The 22798-nt window shown below is 43.8% G+C and carries 23 protein-coding genes and 1 pseudogene; 14 read left to right on the plus strand and 10 right to left on the minus strand.

Annotated features, from left to right (window positions below):
• Nucleotides 1-245 precede the first annotated feature (245 nt).
• Together BJP34_RS30490 and tnpA are read right to left on the minus strand one after the other, a co-directional pair.
• On the minus strand, nt 246-902 hold the full coding sequence (locus BJP34_RS30490) for a HEAT repeat domain-containing protein (RefSeq protein ID WP_070395581.1): 657 nt from the start codon (nt 900-902) through the stop codon (nt 246-248).
• 135 nt (nt 903-1037) lie between these two features.
• Nucleotides 1038-1443 (minus strand): annotated as a pseudogene (gene tnpA / locus BJP34_RS30495) (IS200/IS605 family transposase).
• A 323-nt stretch (nt 1444-1766) separates the two neighbouring features.
• On the opposite strand from tnpA, the gene BJP34_RS30500 reads away from it, so the two are divergent.
• The 13 genes from BJP34_RS30500 (at nt 1767) to BJP34_RS30555 (ending at nt 13837) form a co-directional block, all read left to right on the plus strand.
• Nucleotides 1767-3113, plus strand: coding sequence for an RNA-guided endonuclease InsQ/TnpB family protein (locus BJP34_RS30500; RefSeq protein WP_070395582.1), 1347 nt, complete (start codon nt 1767-1769; stop codon nt 3111-3113).
• A gap of 179 nt (nt 3114-3292) precedes the next feature.
• A complete protein-coding gene (locus BJP34_RS30505) occupies nt 3293-3865 on the plus strand; it encodes a phycobilisome protein (protein WP_070395583.1) in 573 nt (190 codons plus the stop codon).
• Between the two features lie 113 nt (nt 3866-3978).
• Entirely contained in the window at nt 3979-4530 is a 552-nt protein-coding gene (locus tag BJP34_RS30510) for a phycobiliprotein lyase (RefSeq protein ID WP_070395584.1), read from the plus strand.
• A 404-nt stretch (nt 4531-4934) separates the two neighbouring features.
• Nucleotides 4935-5471 carry a phycobiliprotein lyase gene (locus tag BJP34_RS30515; RefSeq protein ID WP_070395585.1) on the plus strand — a complete coding sequence of 179 codons (537 nt, stop codon included), beginning with the start codon at nt 4935-4937 and terminating at the stop codon, nt 5469-5471.
• Nucleotides 5472-5557: 86 nt separating this feature from the next.
• Nucleotides 5558-6169: a chromophore lyase CpcT/CpeT gene (locus BJP34_RS30520; protein WP_070395586.1), complete on the plus strand. Its 612-nt coding sequence runs from the start codon at nt 5558-5560 to the stop codon at nt 6167-6169.
• A gap of 282 nt (nt 6170-6451) precedes the next feature.
• On the plus strand, nt 6452-6775 hold the full coding sequence (locus BJP34_RS37800; protein ID WP_083305426.1) for a CpeR family transcriptional regulator: 324 nt from the start codon (nt 6452-6454) through the stop codon (nt 6773-6775).
• A gap of 655 nt (nt 6776-7430) precedes the next feature.
• Nucleotides 7431-7964: a bleomycin hydrolase gene (locus BJP34_RS30525; RefSeq protein ID WP_070395587.1), complete on the plus strand. Its 534-nt coding sequence runs from the start codon at nt 7431-7433 to the stop codon at nt 7962-7964.
• 104 nt (nt 7965-8068) lie between these two features.
• Nucleotides 8069-8563 (plus strand): class 1 C-phycoerythrin subunit alpha, encoded by a 495-nt coding sequence (cpeA, locus tag BJP34_RS30530; protein WP_070395588.1) that lies wholly within the window; start codon nt 8069-8071, stop codon nt 8561-8563.
• A gap of 623 nt (nt 8564-9186) precedes the next feature.
• Nucleotides 9187-10470: a HEAT repeat domain-containing protein gene (locus BJP34_RS30535; protein ID WP_070395589.1), complete on the plus strand. Its 1284-nt coding sequence runs from the start codon at nt 9187-9189 to the stop codon at nt 10468-10470.
• A 155-nt stretch (nt 10471-10625) separates the two neighbouring features.
• On the plus strand, nt 10626-11495 hold the full coding sequence (locus BJP34_RS30540; RefSeq protein WP_070395590.1) for a Uma2 family endonuclease: 870 nt from the start codon (nt 10626-10628) through the stop codon (nt 11493-11495).
• A 209-nt stretch (nt 11496-11704) separates the two neighbouring features.
• Nucleotides 11705-12238 (plus strand): phycocyanin subunit beta, encoded by a 534-nt coding sequence (locus BJP34_RS30545; protein ID WP_070395591.1) that lies wholly within the window; start codon nt 11705-11707, stop codon nt 12236-12238.
• Between the two features lie 75 nt (nt 12239-12313).
• Nucleotides 12314-12802, plus strand: coding sequence for a bleomycin hydrolase (locus tag BJP34_RS30550; RefSeq protein WP_070395592.1), 489 nt, complete (start codon nt 12314-12316; stop codon nt 12800-12802).
• A 411-nt stretch (nt 12803-13213) separates the two neighbouring features.
• Nucleotides 13214-13837 carry a HEAT repeat domain-containing protein gene (locus BJP34_RS30555; RefSeq protein ID WP_070395593.1) on the plus strand — a complete coding sequence of 208 codons (624 nt, stop codon included), beginning with the start codon at nt 13214-13216 and terminating at the stop codon, nt 13835-13837.
• 126 nt (nt 13838-13963) lie between these two features.
• Here BJP34_RS30555 and BJP34_RS30560 read toward each other — a convergent pair whose 3' ends face one another.
• The 6 genes from BJP34_RS30560 to BJP34_RS30585 form a co-directional block, all read right to left on the minus strand.
• Complete coding sequence (locus BJP34_RS30560) at nt 13964-15283, minus strand: hypothetical protein (RefSeq protein WP_070395594.1); 1320 nt, start codon at nt 15281-15283, stop codon at nt 13964-13966.
• A gap of 421 nt (nt 15284-15704) precedes the next feature.
• Nucleotides 15705-16757 carry a phycobilisome rod-core linker polypeptide gene (locus BJP34_RS30565; protein ID WP_070395595.1) on the minus strand — a complete coding sequence of 351 codons (1053 nt, stop codon included), beginning with the start codon at nt 16755-16757 and terminating at the stop codon, nt 15705-15707.
• 570 nt (nt 16758-17327) lie between these two features.
• A complete protein-coding gene (locus BJP34_RS30570; protein WP_070395596.1) occupies nt 17328-18089 on the minus strand; it encodes a phycobilisome rod-core linker polypeptide in 762 nt (253 codons plus the stop codon).
• A 233-nt stretch (nt 18090-18322) separates the two neighbouring features.
• A complete protein-coding gene (locus BJP34_RS30575; protein WP_070395597.1) occupies nt 18323-19117 on the minus strand; it encodes a phycobilisome rod-core linker polypeptide in 795 nt (264 codons plus the stop codon).
• Between the two features lie 45 nt (nt 19118-19162).
• Nucleotides 19163-19954, minus strand: a complete 792-nt coding sequence (locus BJP34_RS30580) for a phycobilisome rod-core linker polypeptide (protein WP_149031261.1) — start codon at nt 19952-19954, stop codon at nt 19163-19165.
• 190 nt (nt 19955-20144) lie between these two features.
• Entirely contained in the window at nt 20145-21017 is an 873-nt protein-coding gene (locus tag BJP34_RS30585; protein WP_070395598.1) for a phycobilisome linker polypeptide, read from the minus strand.
• 463 nt (nt 21018-21480) lie between these two features.
• Between BJP34_RS30585 and BJP34_RS44835 the strand changes: the two genes are divergently transcribed.
• Nucleotides 21481-21642, plus strand: a complete 162-nt coding sequence (locus BJP34_RS44835) for a hypothetical protein (RefSeq protein ID WP_158517551.1) — start codon at nt 21481-21483, stop codon at nt 21640-21642.
• On the opposite strand, the gene BJP34_RS30590 is transcribed toward BJP34_RS44835, so the two are convergent.
• Complete coding sequence (locus BJP34_RS30590; RefSeq protein ID WP_070395599.1) at nt 21608-22474, minus strand: HEAT repeat domain-containing protein; 867 nt, start codon at nt 22472-22474, stop codon at nt 21608-21610. The two genes, BJP34_RS44835 and BJP34_RS30590, sit on opposite strands and share 35 nt — an antisense overlap.
• Before the next feature lie 54 nt (nt 22475-22528).
• Nucleotides 22529-22735: an acetyltransferase gene (locus tag BJP34_RS30595; RefSeq protein ID WP_070395600.1), complete on the minus strand. Its 207-nt coding sequence runs from the start codon at nt 22733-22735 to the stop codon at nt 22529-22531.
• Nucleotides 22736-22798: the final 63 nt, after the last annotated feature.

Raw genomic sequence — 22798 nt, forward strand, 5'->3', positions numbered from 1 at the left:
GGAGATGGGGAGATGGGGAGATGGGGAGATTGGGGGAAGAGAATGTTGTACGTTTGAGCGCAACTTGGTATGAAATTTTTATCTGTGATTTTTATATAGGATTTTTCAGCATTATAATGTCTTGATGCAGTCGCTCATGGGAGGAACCCCCACAGGTAGGCGCTGCTTTGCTACTCCCGACTCCCGACTCCCGACTCCCGACTCCCGACTCCCGACTCCCTAAATTTGATCACCAAACCGATGCTCTAGAGGGAACTATCTAAAGCAGCAGCTACCACCCGATGCTCTTGATCCTTCATCAGTTCTCCCAATGCCGCTTTAGCATCGGGGGAATCAAATCGTTTTAGGGCACGGGCAACATGCATCCGAATACGCCACCATTGTGCATCTTTCAGAGCCATAATTTGCTGCAATGCCTCAGTTTCCTTAATAGTACCAGCCAGTAAACCTAAGGCATCAATTCCTGCTTCTCGGACAGTTGGGTCTTCCCCTGCTAAGCCGCAAATACAAATACTATAGAGTTCTTCTGGACAAGACATTTCCACCAAAGCAGCAAGAATGCTACGGCGCACCAGCCAGTGATCATCCTGTTGAAAGGTCGTGACCAGATGAGATATTGACACCTCTCCATACTTAGACAAGGAATTGGAAGCTTCTGCCCTTACATTGGGATCTGTATCAAATTGCATCAAATTTAACAACGCAGCATAGGACTCGTCACTCCGTTTATTCCCCAGTCCCATTGCTACAAAGGAGCGCACTAAAAACTCTGGGTCCTTGAGTTTACTTGTTAGTAGGGGAACAGCTACATCTGAACCATACTCTCTCAAAGCAGTAAGTGCCCTGAGGCGATCCTGGGCATTTGGACTTTTGAGAGAGATTTCGATTTGGCGGATGTCCATAGCACTACAGAGCCAGCTTTTTTTACATTTCTTAATACCTTTAATCAAAGATTATCATAAAAATCTAGGTAGCAGGAAACCCCGCGTCTAATGACCGGGGAGGAATGCTCCACAGTGGCTTTAGCCACTTAGGGTTCAACCATGGTGAGGGTCGGTAATATATCTCTGGATAGTTTCAGTGCTGACTTTTCCCGCTGCCCTTAAAAAAGTAGCTATTTGTCCAGAGGGATGGGAGTTTCTTGAGGTCAGGGAACTCCTTTCTTAGATAATTGGCACTTCTACCTTTGAAAGCTCTAACCACCTGGTATATAGCATCTGTAGGGTGAATCTCTACAAACAGATGGATATGGTCTGGTGCGACTTCAAGTGCTTTAATATTCCAGTCTTTTTCTAGAGCTACCTCCGCAAATATCTCGTAAATCCTATCCCTGATCTTCCCTACTAAGACCTTTTTGCGCCTCTTCGGTATCCATACCAAATGTACTACGCATAACCCTACCGCGTGGTTATAGTGTCTATACTCAAAATAATTTTTTCTCAATTTATTTTCCTTCCGGAGACGAAACCTTAAAACAAGGCAGCCTTAATCAGAAAGTTTTAACCCTTTACGTAAGATCGATCAACCATAAAGGCTGCCCCAGCGAGGGATTGCTCGCTGGGGTAACTTCTGACCGGTTTGACTGTTGTTTCCCATGTAAGTAGGTGGGCGTAATTAAGTGTAAAATAGCGATTGAAATTCAAAATCATGAAAACCCTATGAATACAGAATTCCAGCTTCATTTTATGATTTTGAGTTTTAACGTTTATTTATGCCCACCTACTTAGTCTATAATAGAGACAACGACAAGCCAAGAGAGGTCGATAATGGCTAAAACAAAGAAAAGGATAGGAGTGCAGCAGATATTACTGGATCCCGACCAAGAAACTCAAGCAATACTAGCTTACCTTTGTGAACAGTCAGGTAAGCTCTATAACATGGGGGTATATTTTGCTCGCCAAACCTTTTTTAAGACAGGGAAAATATTGACTGGCAAGTTTGACCTTATCTATGAAGAAAGCCTAGGCAAAACAATAATAGCTAAATCCTTACCTTCTACTCCCGCTCAACAGACATTATTGAGTGTCACAGAAGCCTTCAAATCTTACAAGCAACTAAGAGATTTATGGTTTAAGGGCAAACTAAAGGATAAGCCCAGCCCCCCAAAATATTTAAAAGGTTCTAAGCTATTTAAAGTTGCTTACCCAAACTCTGGCGGGCAGAAACCGAAAGTAATAGATAATCAAATTCAGTTATCCCTAGGGTTAACAGTTAGGCACTGGTTTGGAATCAAAAACTTCTCTCTCTCTTTTCCTAGTAACCTGAAAGGGAGAAAAATCAAGGAGTGGACTATTCTGCCAAAGAATGGAGCATTCTATTTAGAAGTCTCCTATGAAAAACCAGATCAGGAGCCGTCACCCAGTAAAGAAAATGAGGCGTTAAGTATAGACCTCGGTACTTCTGATAATTTGGCAGCTTGCGTTGACACCTTAGGCAACTCTTTCTTGATTGACTCTAGATCAATGAAAGCTTTCAACCAGTATTGGAACAAGCAGGTATCAACCAGAAAAGAGGGTAAACCTCAGAAGTATTGGGATAGTTGGCTTGATCGGGTGACTCGTAAACGTAATCACCGTATCAGAGATGGAATAAATAAGGCGGCTCAAATAATAATAAAACATTGCATTAAGAATGGTATAAAGACCATTGTTCTGGGATGGAATGAAGGTTTCAAGAAGAATGCCAATATGGGACGTCTGAATAATCAGGAATTCGTTCAGATACCCCTTGGTAAATTAAAAGATAGACTATCTCAGTTGTGCGTACTGCACAACATCAAATTAGAAATAACTGAAGAAGCTTACACGAGCAAGGCCAGTTTCCTTGATGGAGACTCCCTGCCCAAGTTTGGAGAAAAACCATGTGGGTGGAAAGCATCAGGAAAACGAGTTAGGCGTGGACTTTATCGTACCAGTAATAGGTCTCTCGTGAATGCAGATCTTAACGGTAGCGCAAACATTATGCGCAAAGTAGCCAGAAAGCTAGGTCTTAACCTAGACCGACTGAGTAGACGGTGTTTGACGACCGTAGCGAGGGTTAGATTGTGGCAGCTACCCAATTCTACCCTGTCAGCAGAATCCCCGCGTCTAATGACCGGGGAGTGTCAAAATTGAGTATACTGCTGTGAAGTGAACTAGCCCTAGCTGCTATCGGAAGCTAGGGCTAGTTCAATTTTTCAATTTATAGTTTTTGTTTTTGTTAACCGTTGCGTTGATGACATGCTAAGGTCAACCTTGGCCTTTCAACCTTAAACCTTAAACCTTAAACCTTAAACCTTCAACAACAATCAACCATGACTGCTCAATTAAGCGACTATATCAAAGAGCTAATTACCAAAGCCAGAATTGTCAGCTTTGCCAACTGGCAAGACTCCTATCCCCCAGAGATTATCCAGTATTTCCAGGCAGCTGATGATCACCGTCGCTATCTTACCGATGATGACTTGCACCAGATTAAAGCCTGTTCACCAGATACGGAACCCTTAATCAATACAGCCAAATTTTTGCGGGATAACGCTTCTGATATTGTTTCCGAAGCCCGGGAAACCTTATTGGCTCAATACCCTGATATTACTAAACCAGGAGGTAGTCTTTATCCCCCCCCACGAGCAGAAGCCTGTTGGCGAGATTTTTGGCATTTCCTCCGCTGTATTACCTATGGAATTGCTGGCAGTAGCACCGAGTTTACTAGTGCTGAAGGACTGCACTATATGAACTTGTTGTACAAAGAAATGCAAGTCCCAATCCCCGCAATGGTATCAGGATTAGAAGAGATAAAGGCAGCTAGTTTAAAGCGATTATCTGAACCAGACACAATAGCCCCCTATTTCGACCATTTAATTAATCAATTGAAAAAATTTAGCTAAACCAATAAATTAGCAAAATAACTATTAAATTTAAAATTTAAACGAAATAGTAATGATTTTAAATTCAAGTTAAACTTGAAAAGTTAAAAGTAAAAATTTAAATTAACAAAACCATGTCCATATCCAAATTTAAATACTTCTTTGATTGCTGTGTAGGAACCTGGGTGGCACAACGTACCTATCATAATCTGACTCACCAGGAGGTAGAGCGCTCCCTTACAGAATTCACCATTGAACCCCTGTCTTCTGCCCTCAAAACTAAGGTGTTGATCGATAATCAGCAACCTGACTTACCTAATATCAATGACCTGTGTGGTTATCATCTTGGTTTCGAGACAGTTTCTGAAAAAGGTGAACGGGTGTCCCAACAACTGAATATGCTTTTTGTCCCTCAGGTCGAAGAATCAATGATTATAGAGGGAGATTATTTACGCGATCGCGCCTACGAAGAAGCTAAACCTAAAGTCGCTCATTTTAGCTTCGATACCAATAAACTAGAACTTTTGATGACCACCTACTATACCCGTGTGGTATCTGTTGATTCCATTACCCTGATCAATCCCAACTTAAGAATCCGCAAAATTATCAATTACCAGCGTCCTCCAGAAAGCGAACCCCTAGACAAGGTGGTGCTAGTGGGCTTTGGGGTGGAACAAAAAGCTTGATAATTAGCGTAGCATTTCTCAATTGCTTGAAGGACTTTCGTTCTGGGTTAATGGGAGTCAAGCGCACCGAGGGAGTCTGGAATGGGAAAACGGGAATAGGAAACAAATCCTGTGTACCTCATTACTATGAGAACTGCTATAACTCCTTTTGAGGGTTAACTGTAAATAGTTGACTGTTATGTTTCCATTGATACTAGTTCTGGTCTCCACACATAACTGTCACAAAAGTTTACAATTACTAATGTTGAAGGATTGGAGCCACGGTGTATAACTGAAGGTGTAAATCCGGGTAAAGGCTCTAATTTACTAGGTTTGCGTCAGCTAAAACACCACCCCCGCTGATCATTCAGCTGCTATACGCAAACAAAATTGTTAACTTTTTTAAATTAAACTACACATAGCAGATGGAGCTTACTGAATTTATAGAACGTTCTATTGGACGTTGGCGATCGCAACGCAGCGGTCATCACTTAGCGTTTAGTCACTTTGAGGAAATACGCTCAACTATTGATATCGTTGCCCTTGAGGCTGATGACTCAGGTGTGATTGATATTTGCAAACTATACGATATTGATCCCACAACTGCCTTGCATCCCTTTCGCATGAGTTGGGAAGGTGAATCAGATTGGGATGAAGACGACATCCAGTCTGGAAGTTGCGTTCTAGTCCCTATCCCCGATCTTGACAACCCCGATCGGGGAAAACTCCTCAGAGAGCAAGGCTATGCTGAGACAATTGCAGCAGTGGGCAACTATCACATTAGTGAAGATGGTACCTTCACTTTGTTAACGGAGTATGACCGAGCAGCTGCTGAAGAACGGATTTGGTTTGCCACACCGAATTTACGTTTTCGAGTTTCCCTGATTAAAACCAGTTCTGGTCAAGGGGTGACTACAGCCTCGTTTTCTTCAGAAATCCGTGACCTATCCCAATCCGGGTGAAAGTTATCAGCTTGAAAAGTTAAGGTCATAATTTAGTTTTTTTTAAATCTTTTTTAACCATAGGTTTTCATTAGATTAATACAGGAATGTTATCTACTAATACCGATAAAAATACTACTAACTTACTAACTCTAGCTAGTTGGATGGCTGGAGATTTTAGTAACCAAAAACAAGCGATTGATAATCCTCAGCTTTACGCTCACATTCATGTTTTCTTTCGCCCCTTACCCTTTGATTTCTTTTCGGGTATTGGTTTCTACTCTGAGCAAGTCTATGACTATGATCTGTGGAGTCCCTACCGTCAGGGAGTCCATCGCCTGATTGATAAAGGTGATCATAGTTATATAGAAAATTACAGCCTTAACGATCCAGTTCTTTATGCCGGGGCAGCGCGAGAGCCAGATATTCTCAAAACCATCACCCCTGATGTTATAGAACGTCGCTACAACTGTTCGATGATTTTTTGGCGAGAGGGTGACATGTTTCGCGGCAGTGTAGAACCCGGTTGCCAGTGTTTCATCCAACGTAATGGGCGTAAAACCTATCTGGTCAGTGATGTGGAATTGACTGAAACGACTTGGATAAGCCTAGATCAGGGTATGGATGTTAATACTCATGAGCACGTATGGGGATCAGCAGCTGGTCATTTACGATTTGAAAAACGGCAAAGTTTTGCTGACGAATTACCTGATTTGTAGGGCGGATGTATATTGCCTAGTGATCAGCAATAAGCAATTGGCGTATAACACAAAAACCAACAAACAAATACTAACAAATACTAAGTTAAGTAGGGTAGGTAAAATAGTCTAGATTAGACTACTCAAAATAACCATTTTTTGCCGAAAGTGATTATTAGGTATGTCTAAAACCTACAACCTATAGGATTCCGTGTAGTAATTGTGATGATTTTTGTTCCTACTCCCTACTCCCTTTGTTATCAAACCACTATCATAAAATATTAATTATCATTAGAGTTGAGGATGATTTGTGTACAGCTAATGCTACCGCCAATAGCTCAAAAAAAGATGCAGTGCTGGATTAGGAGCAGACATTTGATTTGCTCCGGTCACTTTTTTATCTTTGAGACGGTAGAATATACAACGGTTGAACGATTCTCGGAATGTGTCGAGAGTCTCGGAGGAAGTGTAATATCCGTTAAACCCATTAAAAAAATTTGGATTGGCTCCCATCGCCAAGTTATTTTGTATCAAGCTAAAGCGAGTTTACATACACCTCATCATGATCTAAAACAATACTGGATAAAATACGGTAGCTTCCGCACCAGATTTGATGAACGTTCGTGACATACTCCCACTAAATATCAAGTCAGGTTGAATACCTATAATTTAGAGGGAGGGTGGGAAGTTTGGGGAGATGGGGAGATGGGGAGATGGGGAGATGGGAGAGATTTTGATTAAAGGTAATTATCCCTACATTATATAAACTAGTTTATAACTAAGCTATCAGCTATTGGCTAAGGCCAATGGCTGATAGCTTAATGCTTAGCAATTGGTTGAAGTACAAAGTTGTGGGTGGCGCGGGAGTGACGTCTATATCTAGTGACGTCTATATCTACTAACAGTTGTGATATCAAATCCAGATAATTGCGCAAACTCACGATATCTAGACCCAACCTCTGTGCCCCTGCTCCCCTGCTCCCGTGCTCCCTTGCTCCCTTGCTCCCCTTCTGTCATAACCATGGAATTTATTAATGGATAGTAAAATATCATAGCTAGGTACATCCAATTATTAAGTTTTGTATATAGATGCCGAGTCGGTTAACCGACTCCAATGTCATCCACTAGTGACCTTGTAACGAATATTACAAATTATTACTTTGTTGTTAATAAATGAGACTGCGGTTCCGATTATCCTCTAATGTTCATAGTGAGCTGGTCAAAGATAAATAACCAGCAAGATAGCAAACTAGTTAAGTACCTTTAATTTAAGGAGATATCAATGCTTGACGCTTTTTCCAGAGCTGTAGTTACAGCAGATAGCAAAACCGCATGTCTAGGTGCTGAAGACCTAGGTGCTCTAAAAACTTTTATTGCTGATGGTAATAAGCGCCTTGATGCTGTAAACAGCATCGCTAGCGAAGCCAGCTGCATCGTTTCCGACGCTGTTTCTGGAATGATCTGCGAAAACACTGGTTTGATTCAAGCTGGTGGTAACTGCTACCCCAACCGCCGCATGGCTGCTTGCTTGCGTGATGGTGAAATCATCCTCCGCTACGTGACCTATGCTCTATTAGCTGGTGATGCTTCTGTACTAAGCGACCGCTGCCTGAATGGTCTCAAGGAAACCTACAGCGCTCTGGGTGTACCCACCACCTCCACAGCTCGTGCTGTTGGAATCATGAAAGCTGCTGCAATTGCTTTCATTAACAACACTGCTAGCGATCGCAAGTTTGAAACTGTTTCCGGCGATTGCTCCTCCTTAGCGGCTGAAGCTGGTGGTTACTTCGATGCAGTAGTTGCTGCTATCAGCTAGTCTTTCTCTTTTGCCTAAGATAACCAAGCTCCTGCTAAAGTGAGCTGGGGAAGTCAAAAGCTAAGTCTAACCTTTGTCAAAACCCATTCAGGAGATATAAAAAAATGAAATCAGTTATAAGCACAGTTGTTACTGCTGCCGATGCTGCAGGCCGTTTCCCTAGCAGCTCTGACCTTGAGTCCGTTCAAGGTAGCCTACAACGGGCTGCTGCTCGTATGGAAGCTGCTGAAAAGCTAGCAGCTGGCATTGATAAAGTAACCAAAGAAGCTGGTGATGCTTGCTTTAAGAAGTATCCTTACCTAAAGGAATCTGGTGAAGCTGGGGATTCTCAAGTAAAGATTGACAAGTGCTACCGCGATCTTGGTCACTACCTACGCTTAATCAACTACTGCTTAGTTGTTGGCGGTACTGGTCCTCTAGATGAGTGGGGTATTGCTGGTCAGCGTGAAGTTTACCGTTCTTTGAACCTACCTACCGCTCCCTATGTAGCAGCTCTTGAGTTCACTCGCGATCGCGGTTGTGCTCCTCGTGACATGTCTGCTCAAGCTTTGGTTGAGTACAAAGGTTACCTTGACTATGTAATCAACTCCTTGTCCTAAGCAGATCACGGTGAAAATCCGTCGCTGATTGACTAACATTTCGATCAGCACCTGGGGACTCTTAGTACGTTGCTTTGCCTAGATTGGTTGAGTCCGTCAAAGAGTCCCCTGATTGTTTTGGGGGGTTGGGGGGCAAAACCTAGGGTGTGGGGTGTGGGGGTGGGGTGTGGGTGTGGGGTAGGCTGTTGATTATGGGCCTTTTTGGGGGAGATCGTTCACACCGGGATTGAGCTTTGCTCACGCTACGCGAACGCGTACGGCGATAACGCCCAGAATGGATATCTAGCAAGAGAACACTGTCTCATACTATCAGACAATTTGTGCATGAAGTTTAAGCTATGGCCATCGCACAAAGTGAACAGCCTAGGCAAAACCTACTGTAAGCATATGCGCTACGCGCAAGCTACTTGAGGTGCTCTCAGCCGTCAGCTTGTTTTATTTAAAAGTACCGATTGCGGTACGCGCACGGTGCGCGATCAGTAGCGTGGCCACAAGCCCAAAGCTGAACGCGCACGCGTGCGCTTCGCGCTAATCGCTGTTTCGCTGATAGCTGATGGCTTACAAGCAACTAAACTACTTAGTAAAACCTATTGTTAATTCCTAAATAACTACTAAAATCACTGATGGATAAACGTTTTGCAAATATATTTAATTTGACCGAAGATCAAGCGATCGCACTTTTAAAGACCCCCTTAGACCAGCTGGAAGACCAATCTGATCGCTATCTGGCTGCATCCCATTTAATTAACTTTCCCAGCGAGCGGTCAATCAATGCCCTGATCGAAACGGTGCAAGACCAAAACTCAGAACTGTACCATCGTATCGCTCGACGCAAGGCAGTAGAAAGTTTAGGTCGTCTGAAAGCCTCTGTAGCCCTACCCATCATTCGCTCATGTCTAACGGATGAGGATTGTTACACCGTGGAAAATGCTGTCTGGGCAATTGGGGAAATTGGCACTCAAGATCCGGAAATTCTCGAAGAAATAGCCCAGCTACTGGAGAAGCCAGGTCAGACTTATCGAGTGATTATCCAAACTCTGGCCGCACTAGACTATAAACCAGCCCTCGACAGGATTAAGACATTTACTAAATCTGATAATGAACCGATAGCCAGTGCTGCGATCGCAACGGTTTGTCGGTTCACAGGGGATACCAGCGAAATGCACAAAGTGATGGCATTCCTAGAACACTCTAGTGTCAATGCCCGACGAGCCTGTATTCAAGACTTGATTGATGCTCGATACTACCAAGGAATTCCTAAAATTGCGACCTGTCCCATTTCCATGGTCTTCCGAATACGAGGAATTCGCCTCTTGGCAGAGGCTGGGTTGCCAGCCGGTGATATCACCTTTGAGGATATCGAACCATCACTCGATCAAGTGATTCGTGATCATCCTGATCACCTAGAGCTGGTTCATGAATATGACCAAATGCCCACTTTAGACTTCTTGATTAACGAGCTCTACCACACAGATTTTGGGCGGTGTTATCTAGCCAGTAAAACTCTGCTCAAGTTATCACCAGAAACTGTTGCTGACGCCCTACTTGCTACCTATGGTGACAAAGGCCATAACGATTATGGTGCTCACTACCATGTTGTCAAACTCTTAGGTTGGCTGAAATACACCGATGCCTACGATTTGATAGTGGAAGCCCTACACAATAAAGCACCGCAGTTTCAGAAATCCCGTGCTGCTGCTGCTATTGCCTTGGGGAATTTAGGGGATGAACGGGCAATTCCCTTACTCCAAGACAACCTCAATACCAAGATTTTTGACTTGAAATATGCCAGTTTAATGGCATTAGAGCAGTTAGGGGATACCAGTAGTGCTCAAGATCTGGCAGCTCATGATTCAGATTGGTTGATTCGGGAGAAAGCAGTTACTAAAGCAGTTACTAGTCATTAGCCATTAGGATTAGTCATTAGTAACCTTGAAAAAGCGTCTTTAGTGTACTAAGGACTAATCCCATGCTCTGGTAATTGCTAATTGGGATCGCCTATCACACGCTTTGCAGCCAGGATAATATAGAGAATTATCACCGCCATAGTCTAGGCCAGATCATGACTGAGACAGTACCTCGAGTCAAATTACCTCCCCCTTTCCCTGACCACACCCAGCTACCGGAGTCAGATGGTACATTCGTGAAGAACTTTCAAGAGCATCCCCAAAGCATAATTCTAACGGATTCGATTGGAGAGATATTACAACAACGACATCCTGATGGACAATATGCCATTGGCCAAGACTGTGGTATCTACTGGCGAGAAACTGACCCACCTGAGAAAGGAGCCGAAGCACCTGATTGGTTTTATGTGCCAAATGTGCCTCCTCAGCTAGACGGTAAAATTCGTCGCTCCTATGTGGTGTGGCGGGAACATATAGCACCATTAATTGCATTAGAATTCGCCAGTGGCAATGGCGAGGAAGAACGGGACAAAACCCCGTTATCCCTCTCGACTCAAGGAGAAGTAACTAAGCCAGGGAAGTTTTGGGTATATGAGCAAATTATCCGAATTCCCTACTATGGTATTTATCAAATAAACAACGGCTCTCTTGAAGTCTACACCTTGGTCAGTGGGTTTTATCAGAAATTAACCCCTAATGAACGAGGGCATTATTATATTTCACCGTTGGGTGTAGAACTAGGCTTATGGCAAGGAAGTTATCAGAATCAAACTCAACTATGGCTAAGGTGGTGGGATGAACAAGGAAATCTGTTGTTGATTGGTGATGAACGAGCTGTACTAGAAAGGGAAAGAGCTGAACAAGAGCGACAACGTGCTGAACAAGAGCGACAACGTGCTGAACAAGCAGAGTCTATAGTGGAGGAGGAGCGCCAAAGAACTCAAGCTGCTTTAGCAAGAGCGGCTCGGCTGGCTGAGCAGCTACGAGCAGCAGGTATTGACCCTGATCTTGACGATACTGTTTAGCACTGAACCAAACAGTTAAAGGCTTATTGATACAAAAATATACAATTAGACCGATAGACGGAAATTTTTGTAATGTTTTGTTGCTTTGTTTCTCATAAATGGGACTAGAGTGTCAAACAGCTTTTATCGTCTCAATTGGTTAGTCAATTCATGACGACAAGACCAATAATAATTTTAATTAAGTCCTTGTTATTGATAAGGAGATTTTAATGCTAGACGCTTTTTCAAAAGCCGTAGTTGCTGCCGATGCCAAAGGTGGATTTGTTGGCGGTGATGATTTAAACGCTCTGAAGGGATTTATTGCTGAGGGGAACAAGCGCCTTGATGCTGTGAATTTTATCTCCAGCAATGCTAGCTGTATCGTTACTGATGCGGTTGCTGGTATCGTTTGCGAAAGCCCTGGTTTAACTGCTCCTGGTGGCGGTGTTTACACCAACCGCAAGATGGCTGCTTGTCTACGTGATGGCGAAATCATCTTGCGTTATGTGTGCTATGCCCTTCTGAGCGGAGATAGTTCTGTACTGACTGACCGCTGTTTGAATGGCCTTAAGGAAACCTACGCTGCTTTGGGCGTCCCCACTGGTAATACTACCCGGGCTGTTGCCATCATGAAGGCTGCTGCTGTGGCTTTTGTTAACAACACTGCATCTCAACGCACAGAGTCTGTTACTAGTGGTGATTGTGCTTCTTTGGCTGCAGAAGTTGGTAGCTACTTCGATGCAGTCGGCAGTGCTATTAGCTAGTCTCCCGGCTCAGGAGAATTTAAATTAAACTGACTTTTTGCCGAAATCAATTTAAGACAGGAGATATCATATATTATGAAATCAGTGTTAACCACTGTTGTCGCTTCCGCTGACCTAGCAGGTCGGTTTCCTAGCGCTTCTGACCTAGAATCAGTTCAAGGCAGCTTACAACGTTCTGCTGCTCGTATGGAAGCTGCTGATAAGTTAGCAGGTAACTACGATGCTGTAGCTCAAGAAGCTGTTGATGCTATTTATCAAAAATTCCCTAACGGTAGTGGTCGGGACATCGATGCAGGTACTCAGAAAGAAAAGTGCAAGCGTGACATCGTTCACTACCTGCGTTTGATCAACTATTGCCTAGTAGTCGGTGGTACTGGTCCTCTGGATGAGTGGGGTATTGCTGGCGCTCGTGAAGTCTACAAAGCTTTAGGTATCGATGCCGCTACCTATGTTACTGGTTTGACCTTCCTCCGGGATCGTGGCTGCGCTCCTCGTGATATGTCTGCCCAAGCCTTGGTTGAATACCGGATTTATCTTGATTATGTAATCAACTCCATGTCATAGGATTATCAAAAGGGAGAGTTTGAGAGGGAAAAGAATACCCCTTGACAAATAGTTTGGGGATTAATTTTACCTTTCAAATAGTGTTAAGATAAAAGAGAAAGGTCTTAAAAAACTGGGAATTGACCTTAATCAGCTACCCCCGGTGCGGGGGAAAGTTACGCCCATGGAGATAACAATCTATTTGGTTGTGCCTGGGAATCCCCATCCTCTTAGGTTGGGGAAGTTCAATGCTATCCACTGTTTGTAGTGACTAGCTGCCTCTAGTACTTTAGACTAAAGGGGTATCTTAGGAAAGTGCTGTGCCTGAAGCAGGTTCAGCACTTTCCTAAGAACCCCTTAGTTGTTGTTATTGAAGCTGCTGACTCCTGGATCAAAGATGTCTAGTAATATTTTTTTTTCTGATATTTACTAATGTCTACAGAAGAGTTATATCAACAATTAAAAAATAAAAATCCTAAACTCCGACAAAGAGCCATGCGGCAAATTGCAGCAGAGCGCACCGAGAATACTATTCCTGAGTTGATGGCAATTTTGGATAATGAGGATGTGGTTTATCGGCGAGCAGCAGTACAAACTCTAGGTGTGATTGGTCTTGATGCTGTACCGGTATTGGCAGAAACCTTAACAACCAGTGAAAATAACACCGTACGGGCTAGCTGTGCTAAAGCCCTGGCTGCGATCGCTCTTAACTACTCAGAAGAAACCTTCCCAACTGTCGGGTTGCAAGGTCTACAAACAGCTCTTGAAGACCCAGATCCTGTTGTCAAAATATCGACAGTGGGTGCATTGGGAACCATAGGTCCACCTGCTTTTGAAATCCTAGTAGCTGCTTTGGAAATCGACGATATTGCCCTTCAAGTTACTGTCCTACAGGCTCTAGGTTCCTTGGGGGATGAGAGAGCGATGGAAGTGCTATCTGCTGCCGCTGAAAATCAGGAAGCCGACCCCTATATCCGAGAATCAGCGGCTAGTTCCATATCACGCTTGGAACAGGTGCTCAAATTTGGTTCAAGCAGGAAAGCATCTCGAGAATAATAGCAGCAATAATAATACTAGAATAAGACTATTATTTGTTGTCATTGAATGCCAAAGCTATCCCCAAAACTATCAACGCAGGAAGCTAGGGGACTTGGCATCATTATTGATGGTTTCGGGCACTAGCTAAAACAATCTCCGGTTACGCCTCTTATTTAACTCTGCTTTGCCAATGGTTGCCCAACGCTTTAACTCAGCAATTTGTTTTTGCAAAGTGGCAATACGATCCTCTTGGTCGTTATTATGCTGTGTCAAAGACTCATAACTCTCGGTAGCTTGATTAGCTGGAGATTGTTGCTCAGACAACTGATGCTCTAACTCAGCAATACGCTTCTGTTGGTCTTGAGTTTGCTGTTGTAGAACCTGATTACTTTCTACTTGTTGCGTCGTCTGGGATTGTTGCTCTGCTAGCTGGTTCTGTAACTTCTTGACCAGATTAGCTTGCTCTTTAGCCTTCTGTTCCAGAGCTTGGTTACTCTCTACCTGTTGTGTTGCTAGAGATTTTTGTTCAGACAGTTGTTGCTGTAAGTCTTCAATCAAATTAGCTTGCTGTTGAGCCTGCTGTTGTAAAGACTTATAGCTTTCTTTGTCTTCAGCAGTTTCAGATTTTTGGTCTGCTAGCTGCTTCTGTAACTTTTTGACCAGATTAGATTGCTCTTTAGCCTGCTGTTGCAAAGACTGATAGCTTTCGGTCTGTTCAGCAGTTTCAGATTTTTGGTCAGCTAGTTGCTTCTGTAATTTCTTAACCAGATTAGATTGCTCTTTAGCCTGCTTTTGTAAAGACTGATAGCTTTCTGTCTGTTCAGCAGTTTCAGATTTTTGGTCAGCTAGTTGCTTCTGTAATTTCTTAACCAGATTAGATTGCTCTTTAGCCTGCTGTTGCAAAGACTGATAGCTTTCTGTCTGTTCAGCAGTTTCAGATTTTTGGTCAGCTAGTTGCTTCTGTAATTTCTTAACCAGATTAGATTGCTCTTTAGCCTGCTGTTGCAAAGACTGATAACTTTCGGTCTGTTCAGTAGTTTCAGATTTTTGGTCTGCTAGCTGCTTCTGTAAGTCTTCAATCACATTAGCTTGCTCTTTAGCCTGCTGTTGTAAAGACTGGTAATCTTCTTGGGATACACCAGAAGCACCAGGCTCAGAGACATCAGCTTGTCGCGGTTGCTCACCCTCTATAACTTGAATCTTGGTTGGAGATTTTGTGGCTCCATTGTTGGGGGATGTTTCGTTTGCCTGCGGTGGATTTTCCAGGGCAATAGTCATACTTGCCTGCTGGCATGCGATCGCAATATTACCTCTGGCGATACGCTCAATTAGTTCCGAGCGGGACAATCCAGTATTCTGAGCCATCTGAGTCAACAAGCCAATGCCTGTAGGGGTCAGGGATATCCCCACCTTGGACTTACCTTCTGAATACTGGCTAGAAGTTTTACGGCTTTTCTTGGCCATTGGCTTTTCCTCCGGATCGGCTATTTAAAGTCTATATATTTTACTGTTAAAAGTACCTCGTTAAAAGCTTTAGTTCAAACCTTTAGTTAAAAGCTTGTATTTCCCAGGTAGTTGTTGATGGTTGACCGCTGTCAGTATACTCTCAACAGTCAACCCTCAACAACCTACACATTTCTATGGCAACTGGCCATAGAGCTAATCACAGCTAAGCATTCAGTTATCAGCTATCAGCCATCAGCCATCAGCTAATGCGCTACACGCACAGCTATTAGCCATTGGCCAAGGCCAATGGCACGCTACGGGAATGGCCTCGTTACTGTTCGCGCAGTGTGAGCGTAGCGCAATCGATGCTTTTGAATAAAATAAGCTGACCGCTGACCACTGACGGCTGAATGCTTACATCGCAGCTCTAATAATTACTCTAATAACTACGAGGACGCCACTTATTCAACTGGGTTTCTGCAATCATAGCTAAACGCCGCTGATCAGCAATCTTTTCTTGTAACTTAGCAATTTCCTGAGCCTGTTGTTCAGACTTTTGTTGCAGAGCTTCATAACTGTTTGGCTCTACAGTCGCTGCTGCCATGGGGATTTGGGCTGCAATGCTGGTGAAACCACTACCACCATTGCTCGAAGAACTGTAAGACTGCCATTTGCTAAACTGTGATTCTCCCAAGCTAGCCAATGGTTGTAAGTCTGCGACCTTTTGCTGCAAGGTTTTCAGCAGTTCTTCTTGCTCTTGGCATTTCCGTTGGATGGCTTGATACGCTTGTGAGCGTTGTTTCTGAGCTTCTGTGGGAGCTTCCTGCGGTTGGATTTTGGGCTTAAGTACTTCATCCAATAAGGCTTGGATATCAGTAACTGGGGCTTGCCCAAGGGGATTATTGTAAATAATCGATTTATTTAGCCTTGGCAGATTCCCTGACACATTGTCTTTATCAGAGCTAGAAACGCTGGGCATCAGCACGAACATGTTAGTAAACCCAAGCAGCTTTTTGCCTGTTTGGGTTTTATAGCCCCGGTAAAACGGTACGATATATTCCCCAAACACCTCTTGGTACTCGTCACTATCGATATAAGAATCAATCTCCGTTTCGAAACCCCCTTTATCCAGTAATTGGCTGTGATAAAAGGTCTCGGAGTAGTCATCAGGAGCACGACCAAGCAAATGCTTAAAATTCAGCTCGATTGATCGATAGCGGGGACAGATATCGAAAAACCTTGACCGATACAACTCTGACTTGGCAACCTGACGCACAAACTCACGGACAGTGATTTCGCCCTGCTTGAGCTGGGATTCCGGGACAGTTAGCCGTTCACTTTCCATGACATGGGCATTTCCCAAAACCTGACGGTATGCTGCTCGAATCACCGTCTCGATTTCTGCTTCCGAACGACCTGGCCACAGCTCAATTGGATCCATTTCTTCCCAGGCTTGATACTGACCTTGCCTGGTTTGAGTTGTGTTTTGCATGAGTTTTTGAGCTTCTGTGAGAATTTTAGGGGCTGTTTGAGTTTCTAAGAGCTGATTCGTAAAGTAAATCTTAAGAAGTCTGAAAGCATTGCTATGATTGTCTTTTGGATATTAAATAGTTCAATGGTGGTTCTATTTGAGCGCAAGCCTTATCCTACAAGGTTTAGTGCGAGTTGACGAATCAGCTCTAAGGGAGGTGCTATTTGGGGTTTATTGAGACTTAGAATATTAGCAAGTAGTTTATTGATATCAGCTATCAGAAACCTTGTTACTTCCATTAGATCTTGGCCACAAAAACCTGTTACCTCTAGTACAACTGTGCGATCGCTATAATCCCTCAGAGTGCTAGTTCCATCTGTAATTTATGACATCGATCAACTACATTTAATTTACTAAATTTTTAATTTCACAAGCCTCAAATAAACTCCAAATTTTTACCAATATTCAACTATTAAATAGTGTTATTTTTTTATAAATTGGCTTTTTATTGCTTACAAATTTTTATTAAAAAAATAACATCTATAAACTTAGCTGATATTAAATACTGAATACTGAATCGGGAAAGTCAACCTAACCTATTTCAGTAATACTGACAATTTTGCTGCCCATTTTGTGCATATTTTGAATCCTCGCCGACAGCTGGTCGTAACCTACCTCATAGGTAGTCTTACTCCGCTTAAATCGAGGACCAACACCAGCTTTAGTTACAGTAATCTTAAAGCGCTTGCCCTTATTGGCGTAAGTACCTGAACCCCCAACAGGAGCAGTAATCTTGGTAGACAGATTAGCTGCTAAATCACTAATCAGCTTGGCTTGGTTACCGCTATCACTGGTAGCATCTCCCCGCATCAAACAAAATGTCCGATTAAAGGCTACGTTCTTAATCCCAACTTCGGTACTATTACTACGAGGATAGGGAACAATCAACTCCCCAAAACTCAACTTATACTCGTCGCTATCGATATAAGAATCGATGTCTGCCTCGTAGCCAGCAGTGTTATAAATTAGAACGTGTTCGGCAATTTCTGTCTGATCCTGGGGAGCACGACCTAGAAAATGCTTGTAGTTGAGCTCAATGAAACGATACTGGGAAGCAGAATCAAAAAACAGGGACTTGTACAAGTCTGATTTAGCGACCATGCGTACAAAGCCCCGTACACTGATCTCCCCATTCCGCAGCATCGATTCAGCGCTAGTTAAGCGATCGCATTCCAGCAAGTGTGGGTTACCTAGAACCTGTTTGTAAACTGCGCGAATTACTGTCTGCAGATCATCTTCTGTTGCACCAGGACGCAACTCTACCGGGTCAGCATCCATTACCCAAAGTGACATTTAAATTCCTCCTAAATTCTTTGCTCAAATTTAGCTGACTGACACAGCTATTCACTTATCAGTTACCAGTTATCAGTTATCAGTTACCAGTTTTTTTTTTACTGATATAGCACTACGCATTAAGGTGTTTGACATTGATACAAGCAGCAAAAGCTGTTTTAGTGAACTTTTGCCTCTTGCCTCTTGCCTCTTGCCTTGCGCGTAGCACTATAACTGATAACCGGGCTACTCGATCAATTTAACTCAGTAATACTGAGAATCTTGCCACCGCTTTTATGAATACTCTGAACTTGTTCAGAGAGTTGATCGTAGCTAACCTGATAGTTCAGCTTGCTATACTTATTCAACCGGGCAGCACCAGCACATGTGGAAACAGCAATCTGGTAACGCTTGCCAGTGTTGCCATAACCTGCACCATTTCCAATCGCTGGAGCCTTAACTTTTGGAGATAGATTACTAGCTACAGATGTGATTAGCTGAGCTGGTTTTCCACTATCACTGGTCGGAGCACCTCGCAGTAAGGAGAACATCCGATTAAAGCCCACATTCTTAATCCCCAATTGGCTACTAATGCTGCGGGGGTAGGGAACCACGTCCTCGCCAAAATTCTGGAGATATTCGTCACTATCGATATAGGAATCGATTTCAGCCTCATAACCCTGTTCATTGTAAAGGCTGACGTGCTCAGAGATTTCCGCTTGATCTAGGGGAGCACGACCCAGCAAATGTTTGCAATTAAGTTCAATGAACCGATAGGGCGAAGACCCCTGGAAAAATCGGGATTGATACAGGGATGATTGAGCGACCATGCGCACAAAGCCACGGACAGTAATATCCCCATTGCGCAACATTGATTCCCCATTAGCGAGTCGCTCGCTCTCCATCAGATGGGCATTGCCCAAAACTTGCTTGTAAACAGCTCGAATTACCGTTTGTAAATCATCTTCAGTGGAAAAAGGCTGTAATTTTAATGGATCACCTTCAAAGGCATCCAAGCCTAGAACAGCTGACCGAGTTAAATTTCCCATTTTTATCTCTCCTTTAAAACTTCCGAAAAGACAAAACCCCAGATATTAGGAGATTTCTGTAATGCTGACGATTGTTCCGCTAGTGCGATTAATCCGCTGAATTTGGGGTGTCATCTTGCTGCCAGGAACAATGTACTCAGTGGTACTACGACGGCGACGACCGCTGTACATCGCACCCCGGACAACAATTTTGAACGTCTTTTCGGTAGCATCAGCATAAGCGGCCGCACGACAACCTGCCAGTGGCACAATTTCGCTGGTGCTATTGGTGGCAACTGCTTCTACCAAGCAAGAGCTTTTTATGGAGCTATCAATTTCTGGACGACCCCTTACCAAGCAGAGGGTACGGTTATAGCCCACTTGCTTTTGGCCGATTTGGCTACTAGCACCAAAATAGTAGGGTACGATATTCTCCCCAAACTTAACTTGGTACTCCTCACTATTGATGTAAGAATCAATCTCAGCATCGTAACCTTGCTCAATACAGATGCGGATGTGTTCCGAAATTTCTGTTTGATCTAGGGGAGCACGACCCAATAAATGCTTAAAGTTCAGCTCAATAAATCGGTAGGGCGCACAGGATTCAAAATACCGAGCGCGATAGAAATCTGATTTGGCCACAGCCCGGACAAATTCCCTGACACTGATGCTGCCATCGCATAATTGCGATTCAGCACTCACTAGCCGCTCGCTCTCCATAATGTGGGGGTTGCCCAAAACTTGACGATAAACTGCCCGAATTACAGCTTGTACTTCATCAATGCCGCTAGTGGGCCATAGTTCAAAGATGGTATCTGAATCTATACCAAACTTGGCAGTAGGCGCTGTACTGACCATTTAAATTTCTCCTTGCAAAAAACTTATTCAAAATAGAGGGAATTTTCCTTCCCAAAACAAAGTAACCAACCCTTCATTGAACTGCACCTCTACCTTCTTTGGCAGCAAGCCAACTAGTTTGCTGCCAAAGTACGCAGAAATACACGAACTTTTCCAGATTAGAAACGTTTGAATCCCGATTGAATCCTAATTACACAACGGTGATGCTTGCAATCACGCCACCCTGCTTATGAATCCGCTGGTACTCTTTGGAGAGCTGATCAAACGGAACCAGGTATACCTGATTACTGCGCCGGAATTTGGATACCCGATTCACTGCACCAGGGGACTTATAGCCAGTTACCTCAATGCGGTACACCTTACCTTCAGCAGTAGCTCCAGCACCATGACGAGTTCTGGCACCCAATGGCGTCTCTTGGAAAGACCAGCCAGATACACCACCAGATGGGGGAATCACTGCTGTAGGAATTTCTTGAATTACATTCTTATTGAGACAGGGACTATTGCCAGCCAAGCTCCCTTTGAAGTCGCTACTAGAGGCTCCTCGCAACAGTTGGAACATGTGGGTAAACCCAACCATCTTCTTGCCTGTTTGGGTTTTGTAGCCCCGGTAGAAGGGAACCGTGTCTTCCCCATAAACTTCCTGGTACTCGTCACTGTCGAGGTAGGAATCAATCTCTGCCTCGAAGCCTCCTTCATCCCAGATAATACTGTGAGCCTTCATCTCATCGAAGCCATCGGGAGCCCGACCAAGTAAATGTTTGAAATTCAGCTCAATTACGCGGTAGCGGGGGGCTTTGTCGAAAAACCGGGAGCTGTAAGCATCCGATTTAGCTACTGCCCGCACAAATTCCCGAACGCTTAGTTCACCTAGTTTGAACTGAGACTCTGGGACAGCCAGTCGCTCACTTTCCATGACATAAGCATTGCCCAATACTTGCCGATAGACCGCCCGAATCACGGCCTCAGCGTCCTCGCTTGAGATACCTGGCCAGACTTCGATTGGATCTGTGTCTTCAAATAGGCCGACACCTAGCTGTGATGCTGGTCCGAATGCCGCCATTAACAGATTCTCCTAGATAGCAACAAATTTTTTAATCAGGTTTTTCTCAGGGTGTTTAAAAAACTTTACAAGCTTTTAAACAACAACATAACCTCGAGCTCGACTCCTGATTAAGGAATCTTGGGAGCTCATAGCTCCTGTGAGCGAGATTATGTCAGTGTTTTACACCTTCACACCTTCATTTATACAATGCCCTGATCACCCTAAATTATCAAGATTTGTAAACTTCTAGGATTCTCTGTGATTGAAACTGACGATTATCTTAGAAATTATGAATTATAAAATATTACTTATGAAATATCGAAATTTTTGGATTATAGGGAACAGGGAACAGCGGATCTGGGCACAGGGAACAGCGGATCTGGGAACATAAAAAAAATATCTGTACCTCATAAATATGAGAACAGCTAGATTTCTGATTTTTTTTAAGCTACCCTAGACCGAACACCCAGGGCGAACAACCTTGGCCAAAAGGCCACGGGTGCGCGTTCAACCTTCAACCCTTCAACCCTTCAACCCTTCAACCTTTAACCCTTCAATCCTTCAACCCTTCAATCCTTCAACCTTGGCCTTTGGCCACGGGTGCGCGTTCAACCTTTCTGAATTTGTGCGATCGCTACCTTGACCAGTTGGCGAATTTCCTCTCGGTCATCGGATAACTTGGCTGTTAATGCAGGTAAAGCCGCTTCATCCTTAAGCTTCCCTAAGGATAAGATTGCCCTCCGCCTCACTTCTTGGCTGGGGTCTTCCAGTAACGGGATTAAATGGGGAACCCCTACCTGGGGGTCAAGTTGGCTCACCGATGTAGCTGCTTCGGCACGCACGTTGACAGATTCATCTTTCAGTGATAACACGAGAATTTCTGTAGCCTGGTCATTACCTGGTTCATCTACCAAATTAGCGATCGCTCCCACAACGGCCATCCGCACATCTTCTGATTCGGAGTGGATTGCCTGATACAGGTGCTCAGCTGCTTCTGACCCAATGAAAGCCAGTGCCCAAGAGGCATGACCTTTGGCAGATTGGGGATAATTTGCTGATTCCAACACCTCAATCAACTTTGGAACAGCCGCTTCTCCCATTCTGGCTAAGGCTCCAGCTGATGAACTCTTGACCACTGTATCCTCATCATTTAACAGAGCATTGATCAGGGTAGGAACCGCCTGGGGATCCCTGATTTTTGCTAAAGCCTTGCCACAGGACCTGCGCACCACTGGGTTTGGGTGATTAGCTAGTGCTTCCATCACAAATGGAGCAGCTGGCTTACCAATTTTTCCGAAGGCTTCTACGAATCCTAGTCTGACCATCCCCCGACTATCAGCCAGGGATTCAACCATCTTTTTTAACTGTTGCGGATTAGTAATCTCAACGTTTCCCTCAGCAAGTTGGCTATTGACATCAGCCAGAAAACGGTCAGTTTCCGAGGGAGCTGGCGGTTGAGTTTCCGATGTAACCATGGGTAATTCCAGTTGCTTGAGTCAGTTGCTTCAAGTTGATAGCAAGGATGATTGCTAGGGGCGGAGATTTTCCAGAGCAGCGTCGATCTTAATAATTTCTGGGTGGTTTTTGATATGCTCCATGGCCGCTTTTTTGGGCAATTTAACCTTCTGGGCCATTTTCATCACATCATTAACGAGTCTTTCGCGATATTTCTCTAGTTCAGTAATAACTTCCTCAATTTCTGCCGGTGATGGCTTGGCTTCTTGAATTTCAGACATTTTGGTGACGTTCTTAAATCGTGATTATTTTAGGTTACAGGTTACAGGTTACAGGTTACAAGT

This window comes from Moorena producens PAL-8-15-08-1 (assembly GCF_001767235.1).
In the GTDB taxonomy this organism is placed as follows: domain Bacteria; phylum Cyanobacteriota; class Cyanobacteriia; order Cyanobacteriales; family Coleofasciculaceae; genus Moorena; species Moorena producens_A.

Excerpts from the sequence above, each read along its gene's own strand:
- BJP34_RS30570 (WP_070395596.1), bottom strand. The coding sequence starts at position 18,089 with ATGTCACTTTGGGTAATGGATGCTGACCCGGTAGAGTTGCGTCCTGGT.
- BJP34_RS30515 (WP_070395585.1), top strand. The coding sequence starts at position 4,935 with ATGGAGCTTACTGAATTTATAGAACGTTCTATTGGACGTTGGCGATCG.
- BJP34_RS30510 (WP_070395584.1), top strand. The coding sequence starts at position 3,979 with ATGTCCATATCCAAATTTAAATACTTCTTTGATTGCTGTGTAGGAACC.
- BJP34_RS30580 (WP_149031261.1), bottom strand. The coding sequence starts at position 19,954 with ATGGTCAGTACAGCGCCTACTGCCAAGTTTGGTATAGATTCAGATACC.
- BJP34_RS30565 (WP_070395595.1), bottom strand. The coding sequence starts at position 16,757 with ATGCAAAACACAACTCAAACCAGGCAAGGTCAGTATCAAGCCTGGGAA.
- BJP34_RS30555 (WP_070395593.1), top strand. The coding sequence starts at position 13,214 with ATGTCTACAGAAGAGTTATATCAACAATTAAAAAATAAAAATCCTAAA.
- BJP34_RS30525 (WP_070395587.1), top strand. The coding sequence starts at position 7,431 with ATGCTTGACGCTTTTTCCAGAGCTGTAGTTACAGCAGATAGCAAAACC.
- BJP34_RS30520 (WP_070395586.1), top strand. The coding sequence starts at position 5,558 with ATGTTATCTACTAATACCGATAAAAATACTACTAACTTACTAACTCTA.
- BJP34_RS37800 (WP_083305426.1), top strand. The coding sequence starts at position 6,452 with ATGATTTGTGTACAGCTAATGCTACCGCCAATAGCTCAAAAAAAGATG.
- BJP34_RS30540 (WP_070395590.1), top strand. The coding sequence starts at position 10,626 with ATGACTGAGACAGTACCTCGAGTCAAATTACCTCCCCCTTTCCCTGAC.
- cpeA (WP_070395588.1), top strand. The coding sequence starts at position 8,069 with ATGAAATCAGTTATAAGCACAGTTGTTACTGCTGCCGATGCTGCAGGC.
- BJP34_RS30585 (WP_070395598.1), bottom strand. The coding sequence starts at position 21,017 with ATGGCGGCATTCGGACCAGCATCACAGCTAGGTGTCGGCCTATTTGAA.
- BJP34_RS30500 (WP_070395582.1), top strand. The coding sequence starts at position 1,767 with ATGGCTAAAACAAAGAAAAGGATAGGAGTGCAGCAGATATTACTGGAT.
- BJP34_RS30535 (WP_070395589.1), top strand. The coding sequence starts at position 9,187 with ATGGATAAACGTTTTGCAAATATATTTAATTTGACCGAAGATCAAGCG.
- BJP34_RS30505 (WP_070395583.1), top strand. The coding sequence starts at position 3,293 with ATGACTGCTCAATTAAGCGACTATATCAAAGAGCTAATTACCAAAGCC.
- BJP34_RS30560 (WP_070395594.1), bottom strand. The coding sequence starts at position 15,283 with ATGGCCAAGAAAAGCCGTAAAACTTCTAGCCAGTATTCAGAAGGTAAG.
- BJP34_RS30545 (WP_070395591.1), top strand. The coding sequence starts at position 11,705 with ATGCTAGACGCTTTTTCAAAAGCCGTAGTTGCTGCCGATGCCAAAGGT.
- BJP34_RS30490 (WP_070395581.1), bottom strand. The coding sequence starts at position 902 with ATGGACATCCGCCAAATCGAAATCTCTCTCAAAAGTCCAAATGCCCAG.
- BJP34_RS30575 (WP_070395597.1), bottom strand. The coding sequence starts at position 19,117 with ATGGGAAATTTAACTCGGTCAGCTGTTCTAGGCTTGGATGCCTTTGAA.
- BJP34_RS30595 (WP_070395600.1), bottom strand. The coding sequence starts at position 22,735 with ATGTCTGAAATTCAAGAAGCCAAGCCATCACCGGCAGAAATTGAGGAA.
- BJP34_RS30550 (WP_070395592.1), top strand. The coding sequence starts at position 12,314 with ATGAAATCAGTGTTAACCACTGTTGTCGCTTCCGCTGACCTAGCAGGT.
- BJP34_RS30590 (WP_070395599.1), bottom strand. The coding sequence starts at position 22,474 with ATGGTTACATCGGAAACTCAACCGCCAGCTCCCTCGGAAACTGACCGT.